Raw genomic sequence first — 18,435 nt, forward strand, 5'->3', positions numbered from 1 at the left:
TACGTATGTAAGGTTGTGAAAAGATAATTTTTGAATACGTTCACGTTGACCAAATGAATTTAATAGTCATTCAAAATAAAAAGGTGCATAGAGTATAGAGATAAGGTGAAACGTTAATCAGTAGGTGAGCTTCATCCCCGGCTAATTATTAACGCTCACTAATCGGGCTTTTATGGAAAGTTGATTCCACGGAGGTCTTACTGTCCGCAAATAGCGGGATAAAAGTTAGGGTTAGGTGTGGAAGTACAGAGTGTTCCATATTTCATTCTGTTTAGTATTCTTACAAGCTTAGCATTTATTGCGTTAATTCAATGTTTAGTAACAGCTTTTGGAGATGCAGGACGTTTTATTGCGATTTTAACATTAATTATGCAGTTAACAACAAGCGCAGGAACATTCCCGCTGGAATTAATTCCAAAGTTTTTACAACACTTTAATGCGTGGTTACCAATGACATATTCTGTATCCGGATTTAAAGCAGTTGTATCAAGTGGAGACTTCGGATTTATGTGGCAAAATGCAGGGATATTAATGATCTTTATTGTTATATTGTCACTTGGAACAATTGGTTCGTTGACTTGGATGCATAAGCGAAAATATCGAAATTTGGCTGAAGGAGAATATAGTCAGGGAGTTTGAGGTCAATCATAGAAATAAGAGGAACAGTCCTTCATTTGATTTTTTCATCAAATGAAGGACTGTTCTGTATTTACGTAAAAAGGTGTAATAGTTCCATTAAACTTTCTAAATAGAATAATTCACTTTATACTTATGATAAAAGTAGAGTGGCCTATAAGGTTTTGAGCGAAAAGATATTGGATTTTATTTATAAAAGTTTGATTTCTTAGAAGTTGTAGGAAATGTGAAATTGATATAGTAAGCAATCGGATATGGAGATGAAATGATGAAAAAGACGATTTTGGATATAGCGCAAATAGCGGGGGTTGCAAAGAGTACGGTTTCCCGTTATTTGAATGGAGGATCTGTCAGCGATGCGACCAAACGAAAAATTGAGCGTGCGATTCAAGATACAGGATATGTTCCGAATACATTTGCCCAAAGTTTAAAGGCGAAGAAAACGAATATTATTGGTACAATCGTCCCACGTTTGGATTCTTATGCGTCATCGCTCACATTAATTGGTATTGATGAAGAGTTAAGAGAGCTGAATTATCAAATGTTAATATCGAATTCCAATCAAGATTTGGAACGAGAAATTGAAAATATTTATACATTGGTTAATCAAAAAGTTGCGGGGATTATTTTGTTGGCTGCACAAGTTACTGATCGGCATATCGAGGCGTTTCGTAAAATTGATATACCAGTGATGCTTGTTGGACAGCAGCATCAGGAGGTGTATAGCTTTATTCATGATGATTATGGAGCAGCCTATGATATAGGGCGATATATCTTGGCAAGAGGGCATAAAAAAATTAGTTATTTAGGTGTAACAGAGCACGATATTGCAGTTGGTACAAAGCGAAAGCAAGGCTTTAAACGAGCAGTAGACGAAGCTGCTGGATGTGAAGTGAAATATTACGAAACAAGTTTTAAGATTGAAGATGCAATTGAAAAGGCCTCTGAAATTATTGAAGAATTTCGTCCATCTGTTTTAGTGTGTGCAACAGATAATATCGCGCTTGGTGCACTAAAAGCAGCCTATATGAAAGGGTTGCGAGTACCTGAAGATTTGTCTATTACGGGTTTTGGTGGATACCAAGTAACAGGGATGATTCATCCCGCTTTAACAACTGTGAAATTTTATTATAAAGAGGTTGGACAAATTGCAGCTCGAAATATTGTGAAACTCGTAAATGAAGAAATGATAGAAAAAATTTCGGTATCAAAATATGAAATAATTGAAAGAGAAAGCGTTGACAATATATAAACGCGAGCATATAATCTAATTGAAACCGGTTCCAAAAGCTGGTTTTTAATTAGGTTCTTTTTTGGAACCGGTTCCAAAAATAAGTATAATAAAGGAGGAGCATTATGAACTACAATCAAATTGCAAAAGAAATTTTAGATGCAATTGGTGGTAAAGAGAATGTATCGGCAGCAGCACACTGTGCAACCCGTTTACGTTTAGTTCTACATGATGAGGGGAAAGTGGATCAAAAGAAATTGGATCGTATGGATGAGGTTAAGGGGACTTTCTCTACGGGAGGACAGTTTCAAGTTATTATCGGTTCAGGAACTGTGAACGAAGTGTATAAAGAGTTTGCGAGATTGACAGAGATTTCTGGGATGTCTACAACAGACGTGAAAGCTGCTGGAACGAAAAAGTTGAATCCACTTCAACGATTTGTAAAAATGCTTTCTGATATCTTTGTTCCTATTATTCCGGCTATTGTAGCGGGCGGATTATTAATGGGGATTAATAATTTATTAACAGCAAAAGACTTATTTATTGCAGGAAAATCATTAGTAGAAGCCAATCCTCAAATTACAGATTTAGCAGCTCTTATTAATACATTCGCAAACGCAGCATTCGTATTCTTACCAATTTTAATAGGTTTCTCGGCAACACAACGATTTGGCGGGAATCCTTATCTTGGGGCAGCTCTTGGTATGTTAATGGTCCATCCAGATTTATTGAACGGTTATGGATATGGGGCAGCTTTATTGGCTGACAAAGTACCCGCTTGGGATATACTAGGTTTTAGTATTGAGAAAGTAGGATATCAAGGCACTGTATTACCAGTCCTCGTGGCATCATTTATTTTAGCGAAAATAGAAACATATTTAAGAAGAGTCATTCCAACGGCACTTGATAATCTTCTTACGCCTTTATTAACGATTTTTGTTACAGGTTTACTAACATTTACAATTGTAGGACCCATTACACGTTCTGCAGGTAACTTGTTAACAGATGGAATCGTTTGGTTATATGATACAGCTGGATTTATTGGTGGCGGTATTTTTGGATTACTGTATGCACCAATTGTTATTACAGGTATGCACCATAGTTTTATTGCAGTGGAAACACAATTACTTGCTGATGTTGCAAAAACGGGTGGTTCATTCATATTTGTGATTGCGGCAATGTCTAACGTTGCTCAAGGCGCAGCAACTCTTGCAGTCTTTTTAGTTACACGCGATAAAAAAGTGAAAGGAGTTGCCTCAGCAGCAGGGATTTCTGCCCTCTTAGGTATTACAGAACCAGCGATGTTTGGTGTTAATTTAAAATTAAGATATCCGTTTATAGGAGCGATTATTGGTGCAGGAATTGCATCTGCTTTTGTAACCTTTTATAAGGTAAAAGCTATTGCATTAGGAGCTGCTGGGTTGCCTGGTATTATTTCCATTAGACCAGATAGTATTATCCCGTATGTAATTGGAATGGTGATTTCTTTTATAGTGGCTTTTGGTGTAACACTTCTTTTAGCAAAACGAGCAAAAAATGGGGGAATGGACTCTTCTCAAAAAGATGCAGCTTAATTTATTGTAATGAACAGAGAAGAATGATAGGGTTCTTCTTTGTTCATTAAGGGAGTTTGATGGAAATGATATGGACAAAAGAACAACGTTATCGCCGGATTGAGGAAGTAAGCGACGAAAATATGCAAAGTTTAAAAGAAAGAGTAAACGATTGTTTGTGGAGACAAACATTTCATATACAGCCTGAAACAGGTCTACTGAATGATCCAAATGGGTTTTCTTATTATAATGGTGAATACCACCTATTTTATCAGTGGTTTCCGCTCGGACCTGTGCACGGTTTAAAGTATTGGTATCATACGAAATCAACAGATCTTGTTCATTGGAAAAATGTTGGTATAGGGATTAAACCGACAAATGATTACGATAGCCATGGCGCTTATTCGGGAAGTGCAATTGAGCATGAAGGGAAGTTGTATTTACTTTATACGGGTAACACTCGTGATGAAAACTGGGTAAGAAAACCATATCAATGTATTGCTATTATGGATGAAGCAGGGGAAATTACAAAGTTAGAACAGCCTGTTATTGATAAAGTGCCAGATGGATATACAGATCATTTTCGGGATCCGAAGGTCTGGAAAAAAGATGAGATGTTTTATACAGTTATTGGAGCACAGCGGAAAAATGGGACAGGATGTGTTGTAGTGTATTCTTCTCCTGACTTGTTACATTGGCAGTGCGAAGGGGAACTGCAAACTGATTTAAATGACTTCGGTTATATGTGGGAATGCCCAGATTATTTTGAAGTAGAGGATAGAGGCATCCTATTATTTTCTCCACAAGGTTTAAACGCTAAAGGAGATCATTATGAAAATATTTTTCAATCTGGTTATATTCTTGGAGACAAGTTAGATATAAAACAAATGTTTATGCCACACGGCTCCTTTCATGAATTAGACAGAGGATTTGATTTTTATGCCCCGCAAACAACAGTTGACCCGGAAGGCAGACGTATTGTAGTTGGATGGATGGGGTTACCAGAAATAAATTATCCAACTGATAAAAATGGTTGGGCGCATTGTTTGACACTACCAAGGGAATTACTTGTTCGTGGAGATAAACTTATTCAGCGTCCAATCAAAGAATTGCAAGTACTTCGTAAACGGGAGTATAAAATAAAGGATAGAATATGTAGCGAACAGAAAATGTACGAAGGATTTACAGGGGAATCATATGAACTGATTTGTGAATTTGAAAATAACAATGCAGATGAATATGGAATTATAGTGAGAGCAAGTGAAAATGAGGGAACGATCGTTAAGTATGATGCTGTTCAAAGAAAGGTTATATTAGACCGTGCACATTCAGGCGAAGCAGTAGGAGAGGCTTATGGGACACGGAGGAAGTGTTCAATAGAATCACAAACAATTAAATTTCATGTATTTGTAGATGTATCTTCTGTTGAAATCTTTATAAATGATGGGGAAGAAGTATTTACTAGCCGAATTTTCCCGAGAGCTGATAGTAATGAAATTCGTTTCTTTGCTAATAAAGGAAGTGTAATGTTCCAAGCGACAAGATGGGATTATGAATAAGAGAAGAGGTGGAGTGTATGAAACGGTTATATGCGATTGGGGAAGTTTTAATTGATTTCATTCCTGTTCAAAAGGGAATGTTTTTAAAAGATGTGGGAGAGTTTCAAAGAGTTCCAGGGGGGGCGCCTGCAAATGTAGCAGCTGCTGTTGCAAAATACGGAGGAAATGCATCTATAATTACCCAATTGGGCTTTGATGCATTCGGCGACTTCCTTTTAGAACAATTGCAGCAAGTAGGTGTAAATACAGAAAAGGTTATGAGAACGAGCGAAGCGAATACAGGTCTTGCTTTCGTCTCATTACGTGAAGATGGTGAACGTGATTTTTCATTTTATCGTAATCCTTCTGCAGACCTATTGTTTAGTGAAAATGAAATAGATGAAGAATGGTTTGAAGAAGGTGATATTCTTCATTTTTGTTCTGTTGATTTAGTAGAAAGTCCGATGAAATATGCACATGTGAAAGCGATTCGCTCTGCTAAAACAAAAGGAGCGATTATTAGTTTTGATCCCAATGTGCGGCTACCGCTTTGGAAACATGCAGACGATTGTAGAAAGACGATTTTAGAATTTATCCCAAGTGCACATATCGTAAAAATTTCAGATGAAGAATTAACATTTATTACAGGTATTTGTAATAAAAAAGAAGCGATTGCATCTTTATTTATAGGGGATGTAAAAGCTGTAATTTATACAAAAGGATCCCAAGGTGCGGAATTATATATGAAGAATAAACAGTATGAGTTGACTGGATATCATGTAGTAGTACAGGATACAACAGGTGCAGGGGATGCATTTATTGGTGGGTGTTTGTATAAATTATTAGAGAAAGAAGTAAAACAGCACAATGTAGAAGAGGTACTTCATATGCATTGGCAGGAGATACTAGCATTCGCAAATGCTAGTGGGGCCCTTACTACGACAGGAAAAGGAGCGATGTCTTCTATTCCAACGAAAGAAGAAATTGATCAGTTGATTCAAGCTTCACTTTATAAAGTATAAAAAAGAGTCGTATGTATTGTTACGGCTCTTTTTGGCATGAAAGATAAAGAAAGAGAAAGTGAATTAATTGTATTCTGTAGTATTACAGTTTCCAATAATATACTATATAATTTACTCAATAAAGCATGTTTTCCAAAAGGGAAGGGGGAATCGTGATGAACGACAGCCAAATAAAATTCAGAGATACGGTCATTAGAAATTTTTTTGATGCAAATGGTAAGTTAAAAGCAATGCCTAGTCAAAAGAAGAAAAAGTTAGTGAAATTTGAGTACCTCATAAGTAAATTGAATCCTGAACAACAATATACAGAAAAAGAAGTAAATACATTTATTAAACAGTATCATGAAGATTGTTGTACGATTAGAAGAGAATTCATCATTCATGGATTTATGGACCGGAATGAAAGTGTGTATCGTGTAAATAAAGAGCAAGAATGGAAGAAGTGGGAGGAGTTATAAATGAGTAAAGGAGAGATGGGATTTGACGATTGTAGGTATTTTAGGTATGGTTCATGATGAAGAATGGCAAAAGAAATATAAGTTTCCTCTATCCTTAGTTAAGGAACTAATTCTTGAATTTAAGCCAGATGTAATTTGTGGCGAGGTTCATCCAGATAGCTGGAATCTATATTTGAGAGACGGAAATCCAAAGGGAATCTATGAAGAAACATAAAATGAGTATCCCAATCTTATATTTCCATTGTGTGAGAGAAATAATATCACCTTTGTTCCGGTAAACTGGTTTGAATTTGACGTGTTTAAAGGGAGTTTTGATAAATTTCCTAGTGATGAAAGACTTCGGTCAGAAGAAGAATTATCGCATTGGCTTCAGAAACAATTGTCCCTTTTTAATAAGGGAGCTATTCCTTTTAACTCAGTTGAGTATGATAAAATTACACAAGAAAAATATGAGTGGTTACAAAGTGTGAATCCAGAATTGCAAAATATTGTTTCGAATGCAAGGCACTATATTATGGTGGCTAGGGTGAAGAATGTAATAGAGGAAAATGAGGGAAAGAGAATTCTTTGCATTCATGGTGCAGACCATAATTATTGGTATTATGCTGCGTTAAAAGATGAAAAGAATATCGAGGTTATTTATCCGTTACGTTCATGAGAGCAGTAGTAGAATATACATAAATGAAAAACATACTAATCCTAGTATGTTTCTTTGTGTTACCAAGTTTCACATAATGTACAAAAAATAACCATTTACACTATGGTAATATTAATAATGTAATCATATTAATTTAGAACGTAATGGAGATGATACAATATGACGACATATTTTATAGTTATGTTAATTATTCTCGGTGGTCTTAAAATAATAGTGACGTGCCTTCCAAGCTCTGTTGTGAAGTCGCTTTCCAGCAAATTTGAATTGCATCCAAAACTTAGTGATGCGGCTGTCACTGTAACCATCGACGGAAAGCAATTAGAAGGTAAAGATAAAATTCAAATTATTGATCAATTTAATGAAGCGATATTTTTAGAGAAATATTATTTTCCGCCACAGAGCAGTGGGACTCCAGTAGTTATTAATACGAAAAAAGGAAAAACCGATGTTCGTTTTTCTGTGTACAGTTACGACGATCACGTTGATGTAATCAAACAATACAAGAAAAAAGTAGTCGGGTATAGTCTGCGTTCCAAAGGCCTTCAAAACCGTTCTATGTTAGTAACTGAGGACTTAGCCTAAAAGGATTGGTACTGTCTGTTAATGCGGGATAAATCAGGTCAAATTAATTTGAAAATAATCTTTAAGTAAGTGTACTAGTTTACTTCTGTTCCAGATCAAAAAGAGGATTCCTAAAATATAGGGAATCCTTTTTCTTATTCACCAGGAGTTCTTTTAAATTAATAAGCAACTATATCTCTAGTAATAAAGTATCACTTATTTTAGAATAATATGCTGCTCCAGCCTTTCCTTCTGATGAAGGTGGTGAGAGAAATGCATATAAATCAATTGAAACCACTCTACAGCATTTAAGTACCCAAGTCCTGGATGTGCCACTTTATAATTGGCTAGAATTGAAGGGAGTTGTGGCTCAATCCCTTTCATTTTCTCAATGATCTGTAACAATGCTTGTTTAATTTCCTCTTTATCTGTAGGGTTTTCAGGTGTGTATCCAGGGCGATCAGGTATTTTTATTTGTACTGGAGGGAAAGCACCCATTGCATATACTTTTTCACCCATTTCTGTTTTCTTACCATCTATAGTTGCAGAATCAGTTGTACACTTTGCAATGGCATCTAATTGCATATTTGAAGCTGTAAGTAAGTGATTATACATTTGTCCAAGAGACCATTCGTCTTCGGAAGGTTTTCTTCTCAATTGTTCAAGGGAGTATTTCTCTAATTCTTTTATGTAATACATTGTTACACTTTCAAATTTCTCTAAAATGGCATTTGGATTCATAGGGTTAGCTCCTTTTCTTTTATAAAATGTAGTTCTTAAGGATCACTATAAACGAGTGATGTTGACACCATTATGTCAGCAGTGAAAGAAAAAATTACATTTGTAGCATTTTCTTTGCTTCTTCTCGAAGTTTCTCAGAAAGAATAGTCGGTTCTAGCACTTTTACTTGGCTTCCCCAGCTCAATACCCATGGAAATACTTCATCTATACTTCTTGATGTTAGAAGCACATGAAAGCCATCATCTTTTTGTTCATAGGAATCTATAAAAAAGTAGCGAGACTCAATAATTTTGTGTGCAATATGGGATGGAAATAATAAATGAATGATAATGGTTCGATTATTTTCAGGTTGATAGTCTGGTAAATAAAAGTTCTCCGGTTTAATAAAGAACGTTTGCTCTTGCTGTAAGTTGTCCATGCGATCCAAACGGAAATGACGTATTTGTTGCCGAAGTAGACAATGGGCAACAATGTACCAAATCCCTGAAATATTGACTAAACCATAAGGATTTACCGTACGTTTATTTTGTTCACTTTGATTCGGTTTACGATAAGAAAAAGAAACACATTGTTGTTCCTGAATAGCTTCTTGTAATAGAAGAAGTTGTTTCTCTAGTTGTTCTTGAGCAAATGTTTGATGAGAGAAAGTACCGGAGAGGAAACGAAAAGTTCCTCTTAACTCCTTGACCTTCTTTTGCTGTTCAGAAGGGAGGATTGCTTCTAATTTTTCTTTAGCAGATTTTGCATGTGTAGAAAAAGCTGAGTCGAGATTTTGTTCGACATAATCACTTCCTAATAGAAGAGTTACTGCCTCTTCTGGTTTGAATTGAATGGGCGGCAAGAAATAACCATCCATTAAAGAATAACCTTGTCCAGGCATTGAAAAGATTGGGACACCGGATTCACTGAGTGCTTGCATATCTCTGTATATTGTTCTTTTACACGTCTCAAATTTTCCCGCTAAACTTTGAGCTGTAACAATTTGTTTTCTCTGTAACTCAATGAGAATAGAGAGTAAACGATCTGTTCGATTCATGAAATATCATCCTTCATATGTAATAAATATCCTTATTGTGAAGTTCTAAATATGAGTCAAATCTTCCTGCAAATAACAGACTTTTTTCTATGTATAATATTAATATAGTAAAATCATGCGAGCCTGTATTGCGGTTTCCAATAATATACTATATAATCTACTTAAGAAAACGTTTTCATACAAAGGGGGAGAATTTCGTGTCAACGATCGAGGACGTGGCGAAATTAGCGGGGTTATCAAGAACAACGGTTTCTCGGGTGATTAACAACCATCCGTATGTATCAGATGAGAAGAAAAAGAGAGTTCAATTGGCGATGAAGCATTTAGGATTCGTTCCTAATTCTGCAGCAAGAAGACTTCGTAAACAGAAAACAGAAACAATTGCAGTGCTAGTTCCAAGGATTACAAATCCTTTTTTCAGTAGATTTATTGAAGCAATTGAAATTGCTGCTTCTGAACATAAATATAAACTGATTATTTGCCAAACAAGATATTTACCAGAAAAAGAGATGGAATACTTACAACTGTTATCAACAAAACAAGTTGATGGTATTATCTTATGTTCACTTGAGAATCCATGGGAGAACGTGGAGCCATATTTACAACACGGTCCAATTGTGTTATGTAATGAATACATTGAAGAAGCAAATATTCCAACGGTTAAATTTGATCATGCACAAGGGGCATACATAGCTGCGAAACATGTGCTAGAACAAGATTATCGCAACCTTATTTTTTGCCGTGGAAATGAAACAAAAGTAGTGAGCCAACAGCGAAAAATGGGCTTTTTACGTGCAATCACTGAAAAGAGCAAAGAAGTAGAAGCGATTGATTTTCTTGAAAACGCTTTCTCTTGGGAAGATGGAAAAAGAATATTCCATGAAGTATTAAAGGACAAAAAAAATCCTACCGCTATTTTGGCAGGAGGCGATGAAGTCGCAGCTGGAATTATCGCAGAAGCGAAACGCCATGGCTGGAGCATTCCTGATGATTTAGCTGTAGTTGGCTTTGATAATCAAATTTTATCACAGATTACAGAACCGGGTATTACAACGATTGAACAGCCAATTGATGAAATGGCTCATAAAGTTGTTGATTTAATGATGGATAAAATCCATACGAAAAATTATCGCAAAAAAGAATTGTATGAGTTTGAACTGGAGCTCTTGGTGAAAGGTTCAACGGTGAAGAATACGATGTTACTAGCCTAGTAGACAATGTCTGCTAGGTTTTTCTTATGTTTACAAACTATTATTCTTCGTGAACGCAATCGTCACATTTATTATGATATGCTTCGTGTTGCTCATCAATTTCCTTCCCGCAGTGCGCACACGTTTTTGTTGGTAAATTTCTGAAAAATTCCATCGGTTGATCGATCATGTAAATCCCTCCATTTCCATTTCTTAGTATCATTGTATTAGTACAAAAATGAAATGTCAACAACTGTTTTATAACAAAGTGAAAAATAATGAAAAAGTTTAGGAAATGGATTATAGTTAACAATGTAGAGTGTAAGTAAAAATCTTTCTCATTAGAGGAAGAATACTGCATTTCTAGTGGTTTAGAAAGGATGGATACATATGAAAATGACTGTTGTTGGCTTTTGGGGCGGCTTTCCAGAAGTGGGAGAAGCAACGTCGGGGTATTTGTTTGAACACGATGGTTTTCGTTTACTTGTTGACTGTGGTAGTGGTGTACTAGCACAGATTCAAAAATATATAACACCATCTGATATAGATGCGGTTCTGTTGTCACATTATCATCACGATCATGTTGCGGATATTGGGGTATTGCAATATGCAAGATTAATTACAAGCATGGCAAAAGGGCAATTACCAGAACTACCGATTTATGGACATGGATTTGATGTGCAAGGATTCTCTTCCTTAACACATGCACCACACACGAAAGGGATTGTGTACAATCCGGAAGAAACATTACAGATTGGGCCGTTCTCTATTTCATTTTTAAAGACGGTGCATCCTGTTATATGCTATGCGATGCGTATTACGGTGGGAGATAAAGTTATCGTATATAGTGCTGATTCTAGCTACATTCCTGAATTTATTCCATTTACAAAAGATGCAGATTTATTTATTTGTGAGTGTAATATGTATGCACATCAGGAAGCTGCAAAAGCAGGGCATATGAATAGTACAGAAGTAGCGGATATTGCAAAGAATGCAAATGTAAAGGAATTACTGTTAACGCATCTGCCGCACACAGGAAACATATCTGATTTAGTAGAAGAAGCAAAACAAATTTTTGACGGCCGCATTACGCTTGCGCATAGCGGTTATGTTTGGAATTCATGAGGTGAGATATGATGTTATTTATTGATAATAAAGGAATTACAGATCCAACAATTAACTTAGCGATTGAAGAATACTGCGTGAAAAATTTAGATATTAACGAAACATACCTTTTGTTCTACATTAACGAACCTTCTATTATCATTGGAAAAAACCAAAACACAGTAGAAGAAATTAATGCTGATTATGTAAAAGAAAAAGGTATTCATGTCGTAAGGCGCTTGTCTGGCGGAGGCGCTGTATATCATGATTTAGGGAACTTAAATTTCAGCTTTATTACGAAAGATGATGGGGATAGTTTTCATAACTTTAAAAAGTTCACAGAGCCTGTTACGAAAGCGCTTGGAAAATTAGGTGTAAATGCAGAGCTTAGCGGTCGTAATGACATTTTAGCTGAAGGTAGAAAAATTTCAGGTAATGCGCAGTTTTCAACGAAAGGTCGTATGTTTAGTCACGGTACATTACTATTTGATTCTGAAATCGATCACGTTGTATCTGCACTCAAAGTAAAAATGGATAAGATTCAATCAAAAGGGATTAAATCAATTCGTAGCCGCGTAGCGAACATTACGGAATTTTTACATGAAAAAATGACAACGGAAGAATTTAAACAGCTTCTTCTAGCGACGATTTTTGAAGGAGAAACAGAAATTCCAACGTATGAATTAACAGAAGAAGATTGGAAAGAAATCTATAAAATTTCTGAAGAGCGCTACCGTAATTGGGATTGGAACTACGGAAAGTCTCCTAAGTTCAACTTACAACATTCACACCGTTTCCCAGTTGGACAAGTTGATGTTCGCCTAGAGGTAACAAAAGGAACAGTAACTGAATGTAAAGTATACGGTGATTTCTTCGGCGTGGAAGATGTTCATGATATTGAAGAGTGTTTAACAGGAGTACAGTTTGATAAAGAAGCTTTTGCCGCGGCTTTAGAAGATGTAGATGTAAAACGCTACTTTGGTAATATAACAAAAGAAGATTTCTTAGCGTTATTCTTTTAACTCGTAAAAACAGTCATATTGTCCGTATGACTGTTTTTTATTTTGTTGCAAAAAAGCGCATAAAAACAAGAAATGGAGTCTCTAATTAAAAAATGAATGAATGCTCATTTATATGCAGTTAATTAAATGTTACTTGCTAGTTTAATTTTCTTTTAATATAATGTATTTAGAATTTTTAAATTTTCTAAATTTTATAAAGGTGGGGTTTGTGTGAATCTCGTTCAATCTTTAGCTGAAACAGCAAAACAGAAAGGAGAGAAACCGGCGTATATATTTATGGATCAGTCGGTCTCATATGACCAATTAAATAAAATGGTCACACAGTTTTCTAGTAATTTAGCAAAAATGGGCATTGGAAAAGGGGACAATGTTGCATTAGTTGTTGGTAATTCACCACATTTTTTAATTGGTTTATATGGAACAATGAAAGCTGGAGCAACTGTCGTTCCAATTAATCCAATTTATACAGCAGACGAAATGCATTATATTTTACAAAATGGAGATGTAAAAACAATCATCACACTCGACGTTCTTCTACCTGTTATACAATCTCTTACAACAAGACTTCCTTCTCTTGAACATATCATCATATGTGAAACCTCAGCAGATTTCAATCATACAGAAACCGAAAAAATGAAAACGTTTACTAGTCTTATAGGAACCGGTGACCTATCTTATGAAGGTCCTGAGCTAAATGAAGAAGACGTAGCTGTTATTTTGTATACGTCAGGAACAACTGGAAAGCCAAAAGGCGCTATGCTTACACATAAAAATTTATATAGTAATGCTAGCGATGTAGCATCGTATTTACAATATACTGCGGATGATCGCGTTGTTGCTGCGCTTCCAATGTTCCATGTGTTTTGTTTAACCGTTGCAGTCAATGCCCCAATTGTTAACGGTGCAACGATTTTAATGTTACCAAAGTTTAGTCCGAAAGAAGTATTTCGTATTTGTCGTACGTATGAACCGACAATATTTGCCGGTGTACCGACAATGTACAATTATTTATATTTATATGAGGAAGCAAGCGCAGACGATGTTCAGACACTTCGTCTATGTATTTCTGGCGGGGCTTCTATGCCTGTTGCTCTCCTGAAAAACTTTGAAAATCGCTTTAATGTTATTGTTTCAGAGGGATATGGATTATCAGAGGCTTCACCAGTTACTTGCTTTAATCCATTAGATCGTCCGCGTAAACCAGGTTCGATTGGAACAAATATTTGGCATGTGGAAAATAAAATTGTGAATGAGCTTGGGGAAGAAGTTTCTGTAGGCGAAGTAGGTGAATTAATTGTTCGTGGTCCAAACGTGATGAAAGGATATTATAATGCACCAGAAGACACAGCGGCAGTGCTTCGTGATGGATGGCTGTATACAGGGGACTTAGCAAGAATGGATGATGAAGGTTACTTTTATATTGTTGATCGTAAAAAAGATATTGTCCTTGTAGGCGGTTATAACGTATATCCTCGTGAAGTAGAAGAAGTACTATATCAACATGAAGCGGTTGCGGAAGTTGTTGCGATTGGTGTTCCAGATGAAAACTTAGGAGAAGCAGTGCGCGCCTATGTTGTTCTGAAGAATGGTGCGGTAACAGAAGAGGAGTTAACGCATTACTGTTCTTTACATCTTGCAAAATATAAGGTGCCAAAGAGTATCGAGTTTTTGGAGGAGTTGCCGAAGAATACGACTGGTAAACTACTTAGAAGAGCGTTAAGGGAAAAGGCAGTGCAAGCATAAAACATGGATACCTGTTAGGGAAAATAAAACGAACCGTCCGTAAATAAGGATGGTTCGTTTTATTTTTATAATAGAATTCTATATTTATAATTTTATTTTACCATCAATGACAGTTAGGAATCTGTTATTCCAAATCGATTGATGATGATTAATAATATCACCCGCATCTAAAATAGCACCATCTATTGTACTATGTGTTTCTTTGAAAAGTAGATTTTTTTGATACCCTAAACTAAAGGCAGCTCTAATCGTTGTGTCGAGACAAAATTCCGTCTGTGCTCCTGCAAAAATAAGTTGTTCTATTTCATTGGTCTTTAAGTAATCTAAGAGTTCAGTTTGATAGAATGAATCCCATTTTGATTTTTGGATAATTTTATCGGTAGGGGATACGAATAAATTTTTATGAAGTTTCCAGTCATCTTTTCCTTCAAAAAGTTCGTCTTGTTCGTTTTGACTCGTATGTTGAATAAAGATAACTTGTACATTTTTTTCATGAGCTTGCTTAATTAGTTCGTTTATATTTGTAACTAATTGCTCATTGTTAAATAAATAGTTTTGAGGATAATTAAAGAAAATTTCTTGCATGTCAATGATTACTAGAGCCTGTTTCATCAAGTAGCACTTCCTTTAGTTTCTTTTTAAATATAGCAGAAGATAATAAAACTTTTCAATAAAAGAAAATGTCCCTGTCCCTGCTCAACAAAACGTATCCTAAAATGAGCAAACTTTTTTGGGTAGTACGTACTACAACATTCAGCAAAAGCAAAGAGGTTAGGGAGAGAGGAAGAAAATCCCCACTAATTAAAGTTTTATTTTATGAAATGATAGGGAATTGTTAGTCGTTCATGATACGTAATATTTATAGTTTGAATAGCTATCGAGTTATAATAAAAGAAAGAGAAAAGGAGGCACGCTGTGAAAATTCGTCGATATTTTAATATAGTTACTATTTTGATTCTATATACATTACTGATGTTCTACATCGGATGGAACGGATGGGTTTGGCTTCAAACAAGTTTTGGTTGGCAATCTTGGGGATATTATGCTTTGTTAGTTGCATTATTCTCATATGCGTATGTAATCGTCCAGGTTTTCAAATTCCTTCCGTTCTTAAGGACAATTGGTTCCTATTGGTTTGCGGTAATGCAATATGCACTTATTTTGCTGCCGCTAGCTGATATAGCAGTATTTATCTTACAACTGGTAGCGGTGCCGAGAGATACAGCTATTATTTGGACAGGAATTGTTACCCTTATTATGTTTCTTTTCATATTTGGTTATGGAACATTTAATGCATATAGTCCGATTGTTCGAAAGTATGAAATTCACATACCAAAAGAAGCGAAAGGGCGGAAAACGCTTCGCATTGCGATGGCGTCTGATATGCATTTTGGCAAATTATCAGGTGTTTCTCATTTGAAAAGACTCGTGCACCATGTAAATGAAATGAAGCCCGATATTATTTTGTTGCCAGGGGATATCATTGATGACCATCCTGGAGAATTTATAAAAAAGAACATGGGACAAGTTATGAAACAAATGCAGGCGCCTCTTGGTGTGTATGGAGTACTCGGAAATCATGAATATTACGGAAGAGCCATTCCAGAATTTTTGCAAGAAATGAAGAAAATCGATATTCATATCATGTTAGATGAAGTAATCAAAATGGAAGAGGGTTTTTATCTCGTTGGAAGAACAGATAAAACGGAGCGAGATCGTCAAAGTTTCGAAGAGTTAATGAGCACCGTAGATAAATCGCTTCCTGTTATAGCGATGGATCATCAGCCGTTTGAATTAAAACAGGCAGCGGAATCTGGCGTTGATTTATTATTATCGGGCCATACGCATAGAGGACAAATGGCACCGAATCATCTTATTACTAGAAGAATGTATGAACTGGACTGGGGATACTTACAAAAGGAAACATTTCATGCGATTGTTTCTTCTGGATTCGGATTTTGGGGTCCGCCGCTTAGACTTGGGAGCCGGTCGGAAGTTATTCAGATCGATGTTACTTTTGAGTGATGTAATAATAAAACAACCATTCAACTTCGAATGGTTGTTTTCACTTTAGTGACGAGAACCACTTGGACGCTTAAACCAATTCCAAAACTCAATATCTCCAAGAGTAGCGTCGCGAACATGAGGAGAATTTTGTGATTTTACTAATTCTTTCGATGGGCCAGTAATGACAATACCGTACACTTTCACACCATGTTTTTTCAATTATCTCCCTCCTTTTACTTATAACAACGAATGTAATATGAAAAAGTTGCAAATTTCTGTAAAATAAAAGCAAAAAACGTCAAGAAAAGAATTGTCTTCTCTTTTATGATAATACATAAGGCGGGTGAACAGAGATGGAAAGCTATGAAACACAAATTCAAAAAGCAATTGATTATATTGAAGAAGATGTAATGGAGAAGCAAACATTAAGTAATTTGGCTCGTATTGCAGGGTTCTCGGAGTATCATTTTCATCGCGTATTCCAAGCGCTAGTAGGCGATACTGTCATGGAGTATGTTCGTAGGAGGAGGCTAGCCCGGGCAGCTTATCGGCTTTCTCATACGGAAGAAAAAATTCTTGATATCGCATTAGAACATGGCTTTCAATCTCATGAAACGTTCATTCGAGCCTTTAAAAAGTTGTTTCAGATGACGCCAAGTAGCTACCGAAGGCAAGGAATTAAGACACCGATGTATTATAAAGCAAATGTGAAGCAGCGGAAGTTCAATCCATATTTAGGGGGAATACAAATGGAATTTCGTATTGAAAAAAAACCAGCGTTTCATGTGGCTGGATATGAGATAAAGACGTCTAGTAAAGAAGGGAAAAACCTTAAAGATATTCCGGCATTTTGGGACCGTTATTTACAAAACAATCTTGCGAGTAACATTACAAACCGTAAACATACAGATCAATATGTAGAGCTTGGAATGTGCACGGATTTTAATTTAGAAACAGGAGATTTCACGTATATTATTGGAATGGAAGTTACAAGTTTTGATGGGGTACCGACTGAACTAGCGCAGCGCACGTTCCCAGAAGCAACTTACGCTGTATTTACAACGCCTAAAGTACCGCATAAAGATATGGTATCTTCCATTCAACAAACGTGGAATGCAGTTTTCACAGAATGGTTCCCGCACTCAGGGTATGAACATGCTGGAGTTACAGAGTTTGAATTATACGATGAACGTTGTCATGAGGATAAGAGCGAGTTTGCGCAAGTTGAGATTTGGTTGCCGGTGCAGAAGAAACAACAATAAGAAGAGAAAAAGTTTCCTAGATTCTAGGAAACTTTTTTTCGTATTAAGGCTAAGATTAATCATATTAAAGAAGTTGTGTAAACGATAGCTCGGCTTCGGGCGCTGCGTCCAACGATTATGAAAAGTGACGACGGTATGGAAGTAGGGGCTGTTCATGAAGTATTCGTATGAAACGGATTGGGAAGTGTACAAACTACAAAGTCTTAAAAGTGGATTAGGTTTTACAGATGAAAAGCTTAGAGATATCTTTAGAGGTTTTTTTAAGTAGAAATACGTAGAATGAAAGAAATAAAACAATCGAATAAAGTATTTGGTGTCTCTGAACTGTGGACGGCCTTATTTATGAAGAAGCCTACTGAATCGTAAAAAGAATTATGTTTTCTTAAGCGAATTATATATTTCTGTTAGCAAAGACTATGTGAATGAAGAAATCCTTCAAAAGGTTTGAAAGGCTTACATACTAATAGAATATCATTTCATTGCTATTAAGCTGAGGTGAATTTGTATCTAAATAATTAGAAAAACGCCATTTTTTTATATAAGTATGCAGAAAGTATGCAGGAAGTATGGCGTTTTTTGAACAAATTTATCGATTTCTAATAAACTAGAATTGGTTTCTCAAGAATTACAACAATATATGTTACCATATGCTTTGAAACAATTAGCTAGAAAA

Annotated in this window: 18 protein-coding genes and 3 pseudogenes; 16 read left to right on the forward strand and 5 right to left on the reverse strand. The window is 35.9% G+C overall.

Annotated elements, in window-relative coordinates:
• Window positions 1–228 precede the first annotated feature (228 nt).
• From NSQ40_RS05805 to NSQ40_RS05845, 9 genes and pseudogenes are all read left to right on the forward strand, one after another.
• A pseudogene (locus NSQ40_RS05805) lies at window positions 229–639 on the forward strand (YhgE/Pip family protein); the annotation flags it as partial.
• 265 nt (window positions 640–904) lie between these two features.
• Window positions 905–1,888 carry a LacI family DNA-binding transcriptional regulator gene (locus NSQ40_RS05810; protein ID WP_018766593.1) on the forward strand — a complete coding sequence of 328 codons (984 nt, stop codon included), beginning with the start codon at window positions 905–907 and terminating at the stop codon, window positions 1,886–1,888.
• 104 nt (window positions 1,889–1,992) lie between these two features.
• Window positions 1,993–3,441, forward strand: a complete 1,449-nt coding sequence (locus tag NSQ40_RS05815) for a sucrose-specific PTS transporter subunit IIBC (protein ID WP_018766592.1) — start codon at window positions 1,993–1,995, stop codon at window positions 3,439–3,441.
• A 65-nt stretch (window positions 3,442–3,506) separates the two neighbouring features.
• Window positions 3,507–4,979, forward strand: a complete 1,473-nt coding sequence (locus NSQ40_RS05820; protein ID WP_033795943.1) for a glycoside hydrolase family 32 protein — start codon at window positions 3,507–3,509, stop codon at window positions 4,977–4,979.
• 17 nt (window positions 4,980–4,996) lie between these two features.
• Window positions 4,997–5,980 carry a carbohydrate kinase family protein gene (locus tag NSQ40_RS05825; RefSeq protein WP_003195811.1) on the forward strand — a complete coding sequence of 328 codons (984 nt, stop codon included), beginning with the start codon at window positions 4,997–4,999 and terminating at the stop codon, window positions 5,978–5,980.
• A 155-nt stretch (window positions 5,981–6,135) separates the two neighbouring features.
• Entirely contained in the window at window positions 6,136–6,438 is a 303-nt protein-coding gene (locus tag NSQ40_RS05830) for a DUF2087 domain-containing protein (protein WP_033795942.1), read from the forward strand.
• 22 nt (window positions 6,439–6,460) lie between these two features.
• Complete coding sequence (locus tag NSQ40_RS05835; RefSeq protein WP_003195817.1) at window positions 6,461–6,652, forward strand: hypothetical protein; 192 nt, start codon at window positions 6,461–6,463, stop codon at window positions 6,650–6,652.
• Window positions 6,653–6,679: 27 nt separating this feature from the next.
• On the forward strand, window positions 6,680–7,096 hold the full coding sequence (locus tag NSQ40_RS05840; RefSeq protein WP_224796020.1) for a hypothetical protein: 417 nt from the start codon (window positions 6,680–6,682) through the stop codon (window positions 7,094–7,096).
• A 159-nt stretch (window positions 7,097–7,255) separates the two neighbouring features.
• The gene (locus NSQ40_RS05845; protein WP_018766587.1) at window positions 7,256–7,678 is read left to right on the forward strand and encodes a YfmQ family protein; all 423 of its coding nucleotides are present in this window, start codon (window positions 7,256–7,258) and stop codon (window positions 7,676–7,678) included.
• A gap of 195 nt (window positions 7,679–7,873) precedes the next feature.
• Here the strand turns inward: NSQ40_RS05845 and NSQ40_RS05850 are convergent, their stop codons facing one another.
• Together NSQ40_RS05850 and NSQ40_RS05855 are read right to left on the reverse strand one after the other, a co-directional pair.
• A complete protein-coding gene (locus tag NSQ40_RS05850) occupies window positions 7,874–8,398 on the reverse strand; it encodes a DinB family protein (protein WP_003195824.1) in 525 nt (174 codons plus the stop codon).
• Between the two features lie 94 nt (window positions 8,399–8,492).
• Window positions 8,493–9,434, reverse strand: coding sequence for a helix-turn-helix transcriptional regulator (locus NSQ40_RS05855; RefSeq protein WP_003195826.1), 942 nt, complete (start codon window positions 9,432–9,434; stop codon window positions 8,493–8,495).
• Window positions 9,435–9,631: 197 nt separating this feature from the next.
• On the opposite strand from NSQ40_RS05855, the gene NSQ40_RS05860 reads away from it, so the two are divergent.
• A complete protein-coding gene (locus tag NSQ40_RS05860) occupies window positions 9,632–10,645 on the forward strand; it encodes a LacI family DNA-binding transcriptional regulator (RefSeq protein WP_003195828.1) in 1,014 nt (337 codons plus the stop codon).
• 40 nt (window positions 10,646–10,685) lie between these two features.
• Here the strand turns inward: NSQ40_RS05860 and yhfH are convergent, their stop codons facing one another.
• Window positions 10,686–10,814, reverse strand: a complete 129-nt coding sequence (gene yhfH, locus NSQ40_RS05865; protein WP_000567010.1) for a protein YhfH — start codon at window positions 10,812–10,814, stop codon at window positions 10,686–10,688.
• A 200-nt stretch (window positions 10,815–11,014) separates the two neighbouring features.
• Between yhfH and NSQ40_RS05870 the strand changes: the two genes are divergently transcribed.
• From NSQ40_RS05870 to NSQ40_RS05880, 3 genes are all read left to right on the forward strand, one after another.
• Window positions 11,015–11,749: an MBL fold metallo-hydrolase gene (locus NSQ40_RS05870; RefSeq protein WP_006093885.1), complete on the forward strand. Its 735-nt coding sequence runs from the start codon at window positions 11,015–11,017 to the stop codon at window positions 11,747–11,749.
• A gap of 11 nt (window positions 11,750–11,760) precedes the next feature.
• The gene (locus tag NSQ40_RS05875) at window positions 11,761–12,750 is read left to right on the forward strand and encodes a lipoate--protein ligase (RefSeq protein WP_098188001.1); all 990 of its coding nucleotides are present in this window, start codon (window positions 11,761–11,763) and stop codon (window positions 12,748–12,750) included.
• 210 nt (window positions 12,751–12,960) lie between these two features.
• On the forward strand, window positions 12,961–14,493 hold the full coding sequence (locus NSQ40_RS05880) for a fatty acid--CoA ligase family protein (protein ID WP_003206106.1): 1,533 nt from the start codon (window positions 12,961–12,963) through the stop codon (window positions 14,491–14,493).
• Window positions 14,494–14,577: 84 nt separating this feature from the next.
• Here the strand turns inward: NSQ40_RS05880 and NSQ40_RS05885 are convergent, their stop codons facing one another.
• Window positions 14,578–15,105 carry an isochorismatase family protein gene (locus tag NSQ40_RS05885; protein ID WP_018782653.1) on the reverse strand — a complete coding sequence of 176 codons (528 nt, stop codon included), beginning with the start codon at window positions 15,103–15,105 and terminating at the stop codon, window positions 14,578–14,580.
• Between the two features lie 303 nt (window positions 15,106–15,408).
• On the opposite strand from NSQ40_RS05885, the gene NSQ40_RS05890 reads away from it, so the two are divergent.
• On the forward strand, window positions 15,409–16,518 hold the full coding sequence (locus NSQ40_RS05890; RefSeq protein ID WP_033795941.1) for a metallophosphoesterase: 1,110 nt from the start codon (window positions 15,409–15,411) through the stop codon (window positions 16,516–16,518).
• Window positions 16,519–16,563: 45 nt separating this feature from the next.
• Here the strand turns inward: NSQ40_RS05890 and NSQ40_RS05895 are convergent.
• Window positions 16,564–16,719, reverse strand: a pseudogene (locus tag NSQ40_RS05895) (anti sigma factor C-terminal domain-containing protein); the annotation flags it as partial.
• A 134-nt stretch (window positions 16,720–16,853) separates the two neighbouring features.
• Between NSQ40_RS05895 and NSQ40_RS05900 the strand changes: the two are divergent.
• Window positions 16,854–17,762, forward strand: coding sequence for an AraC family transcriptional regulator (locus tag NSQ40_RS05900; protein WP_003195840.1), 909 nt, complete (start codon window positions 16,854–16,856; stop codon window positions 17,760–17,762).
• Between the two features lie 172 nt (window positions 17,763–17,934).
• Window positions 17,935–18,128 (forward strand): annotated as a pseudogene (locus tag NSQ40_RS05905) (SAM-dependent methyltransferase); the annotation flags it as partial.
• Between the last annotated feature and the right edge of the window lie 307 nt (window positions 18,129–18,435).

The sequence above is a fragment of the Bacillus sp. FSL K6-6038 genome (assembly GCF_038050455.1).
GTDB lineage: Bacteria > Bacillota > Bacilli > Bacillales > Bacillaceae_G > Bacillus_A > Bacillus_A pseudomycoides.

What these genes read in the sequence shown, in the direction of transcription:
- NSQ40_RS05875 (WP_098188001.1), top strand. Translation starts at nt 11,761, where the DNA reads ATGTTATTTATTGATAATAAAGGAATTACAGATCCAACAATTAACTTA.
- NSQ40_RS05850 (WP_003195824.1), bottom strand. Translation starts at nt 8,398, where the DNA reads ATGAATCCAAATGCCATTTTAGAGAAATTTGAAAGTGTAACAATGTAT.
- NSQ40_RS05830 (WP_033795942.1), top strand. Translation starts at nt 6,136, where the DNA reads ATGAACGACAGCCAAATAAAATTCAGAGATACGGTCATTAGAAATTTT.
- yhfH (WP_000567010.1), bottom strand. Translation starts at nt 10,814, where the DNA reads ATGATCGATCAACCGATGGAATTTTTCAGAAATTTACCAACAAAAACG.
- NSQ40_RS05815 (WP_018766592.1), top strand. Translation starts at nt 1,993, where the DNA reads ATGAACTACAATCAAATTGCAAAAGAAATTTTAGATGCAATTGGTGGT.
- NSQ40_RS05855 (WP_003195826.1), bottom strand. Translation starts at nt 9,434, where the DNA reads ATGAATCGAACAGATCGTTTACTCTCTATTCTCATTGAGTTACAGAGA.
- NSQ40_RS05885 (WP_018782653.1), bottom strand. Translation starts at nt 15,105, where the DNA reads ATGAAACAGGCTCTAGTAATCATTGACATGCAAGAAATTTTCTTTAAT.
- NSQ40_RS05810 (WP_018766593.1), top strand. Translation starts at nt 905, where the DNA reads ATGAAAAAGACGATTTTGGATATAGCGCAAATAGCGGGGGTTGCAAAG.
- NSQ40_RS05825 (WP_003195811.1), top strand. Translation starts at nt 4,997, where the DNA reads ATGAAACGGTTATATGCGATTGGGGAAGTTTTAATTGATTTCATTCCT.
- NSQ40_RS05845 (WP_018766587.1), top strand. Translation starts at nt 7,256, where the DNA reads ATGACGACATATTTTATAGTTATGTTAATTATTCTCGGTGGTCTTAAA.
- NSQ40_RS05870 (WP_006093885.1), top strand. Translation starts at nt 11,015, where the DNA reads ATGAAAATGACTGTTGTTGGCTTTTGGGGCGGCTTTCCAGAAGTGGGA.
- NSQ40_RS05900 (WP_003195840.1), top strand. Translation starts at nt 16,854, where the DNA reads ATGGAAAGCTATGAAACACAAATTCAAAAAGCAATTGATTATATTGAA.
- NSQ40_RS05820 (WP_033795943.1), top strand. Translation starts at nt 3,507, where the DNA reads ATGATATGGACAAAAGAACAACGTTATCGCCGGATTGAGGAAGTAAGC.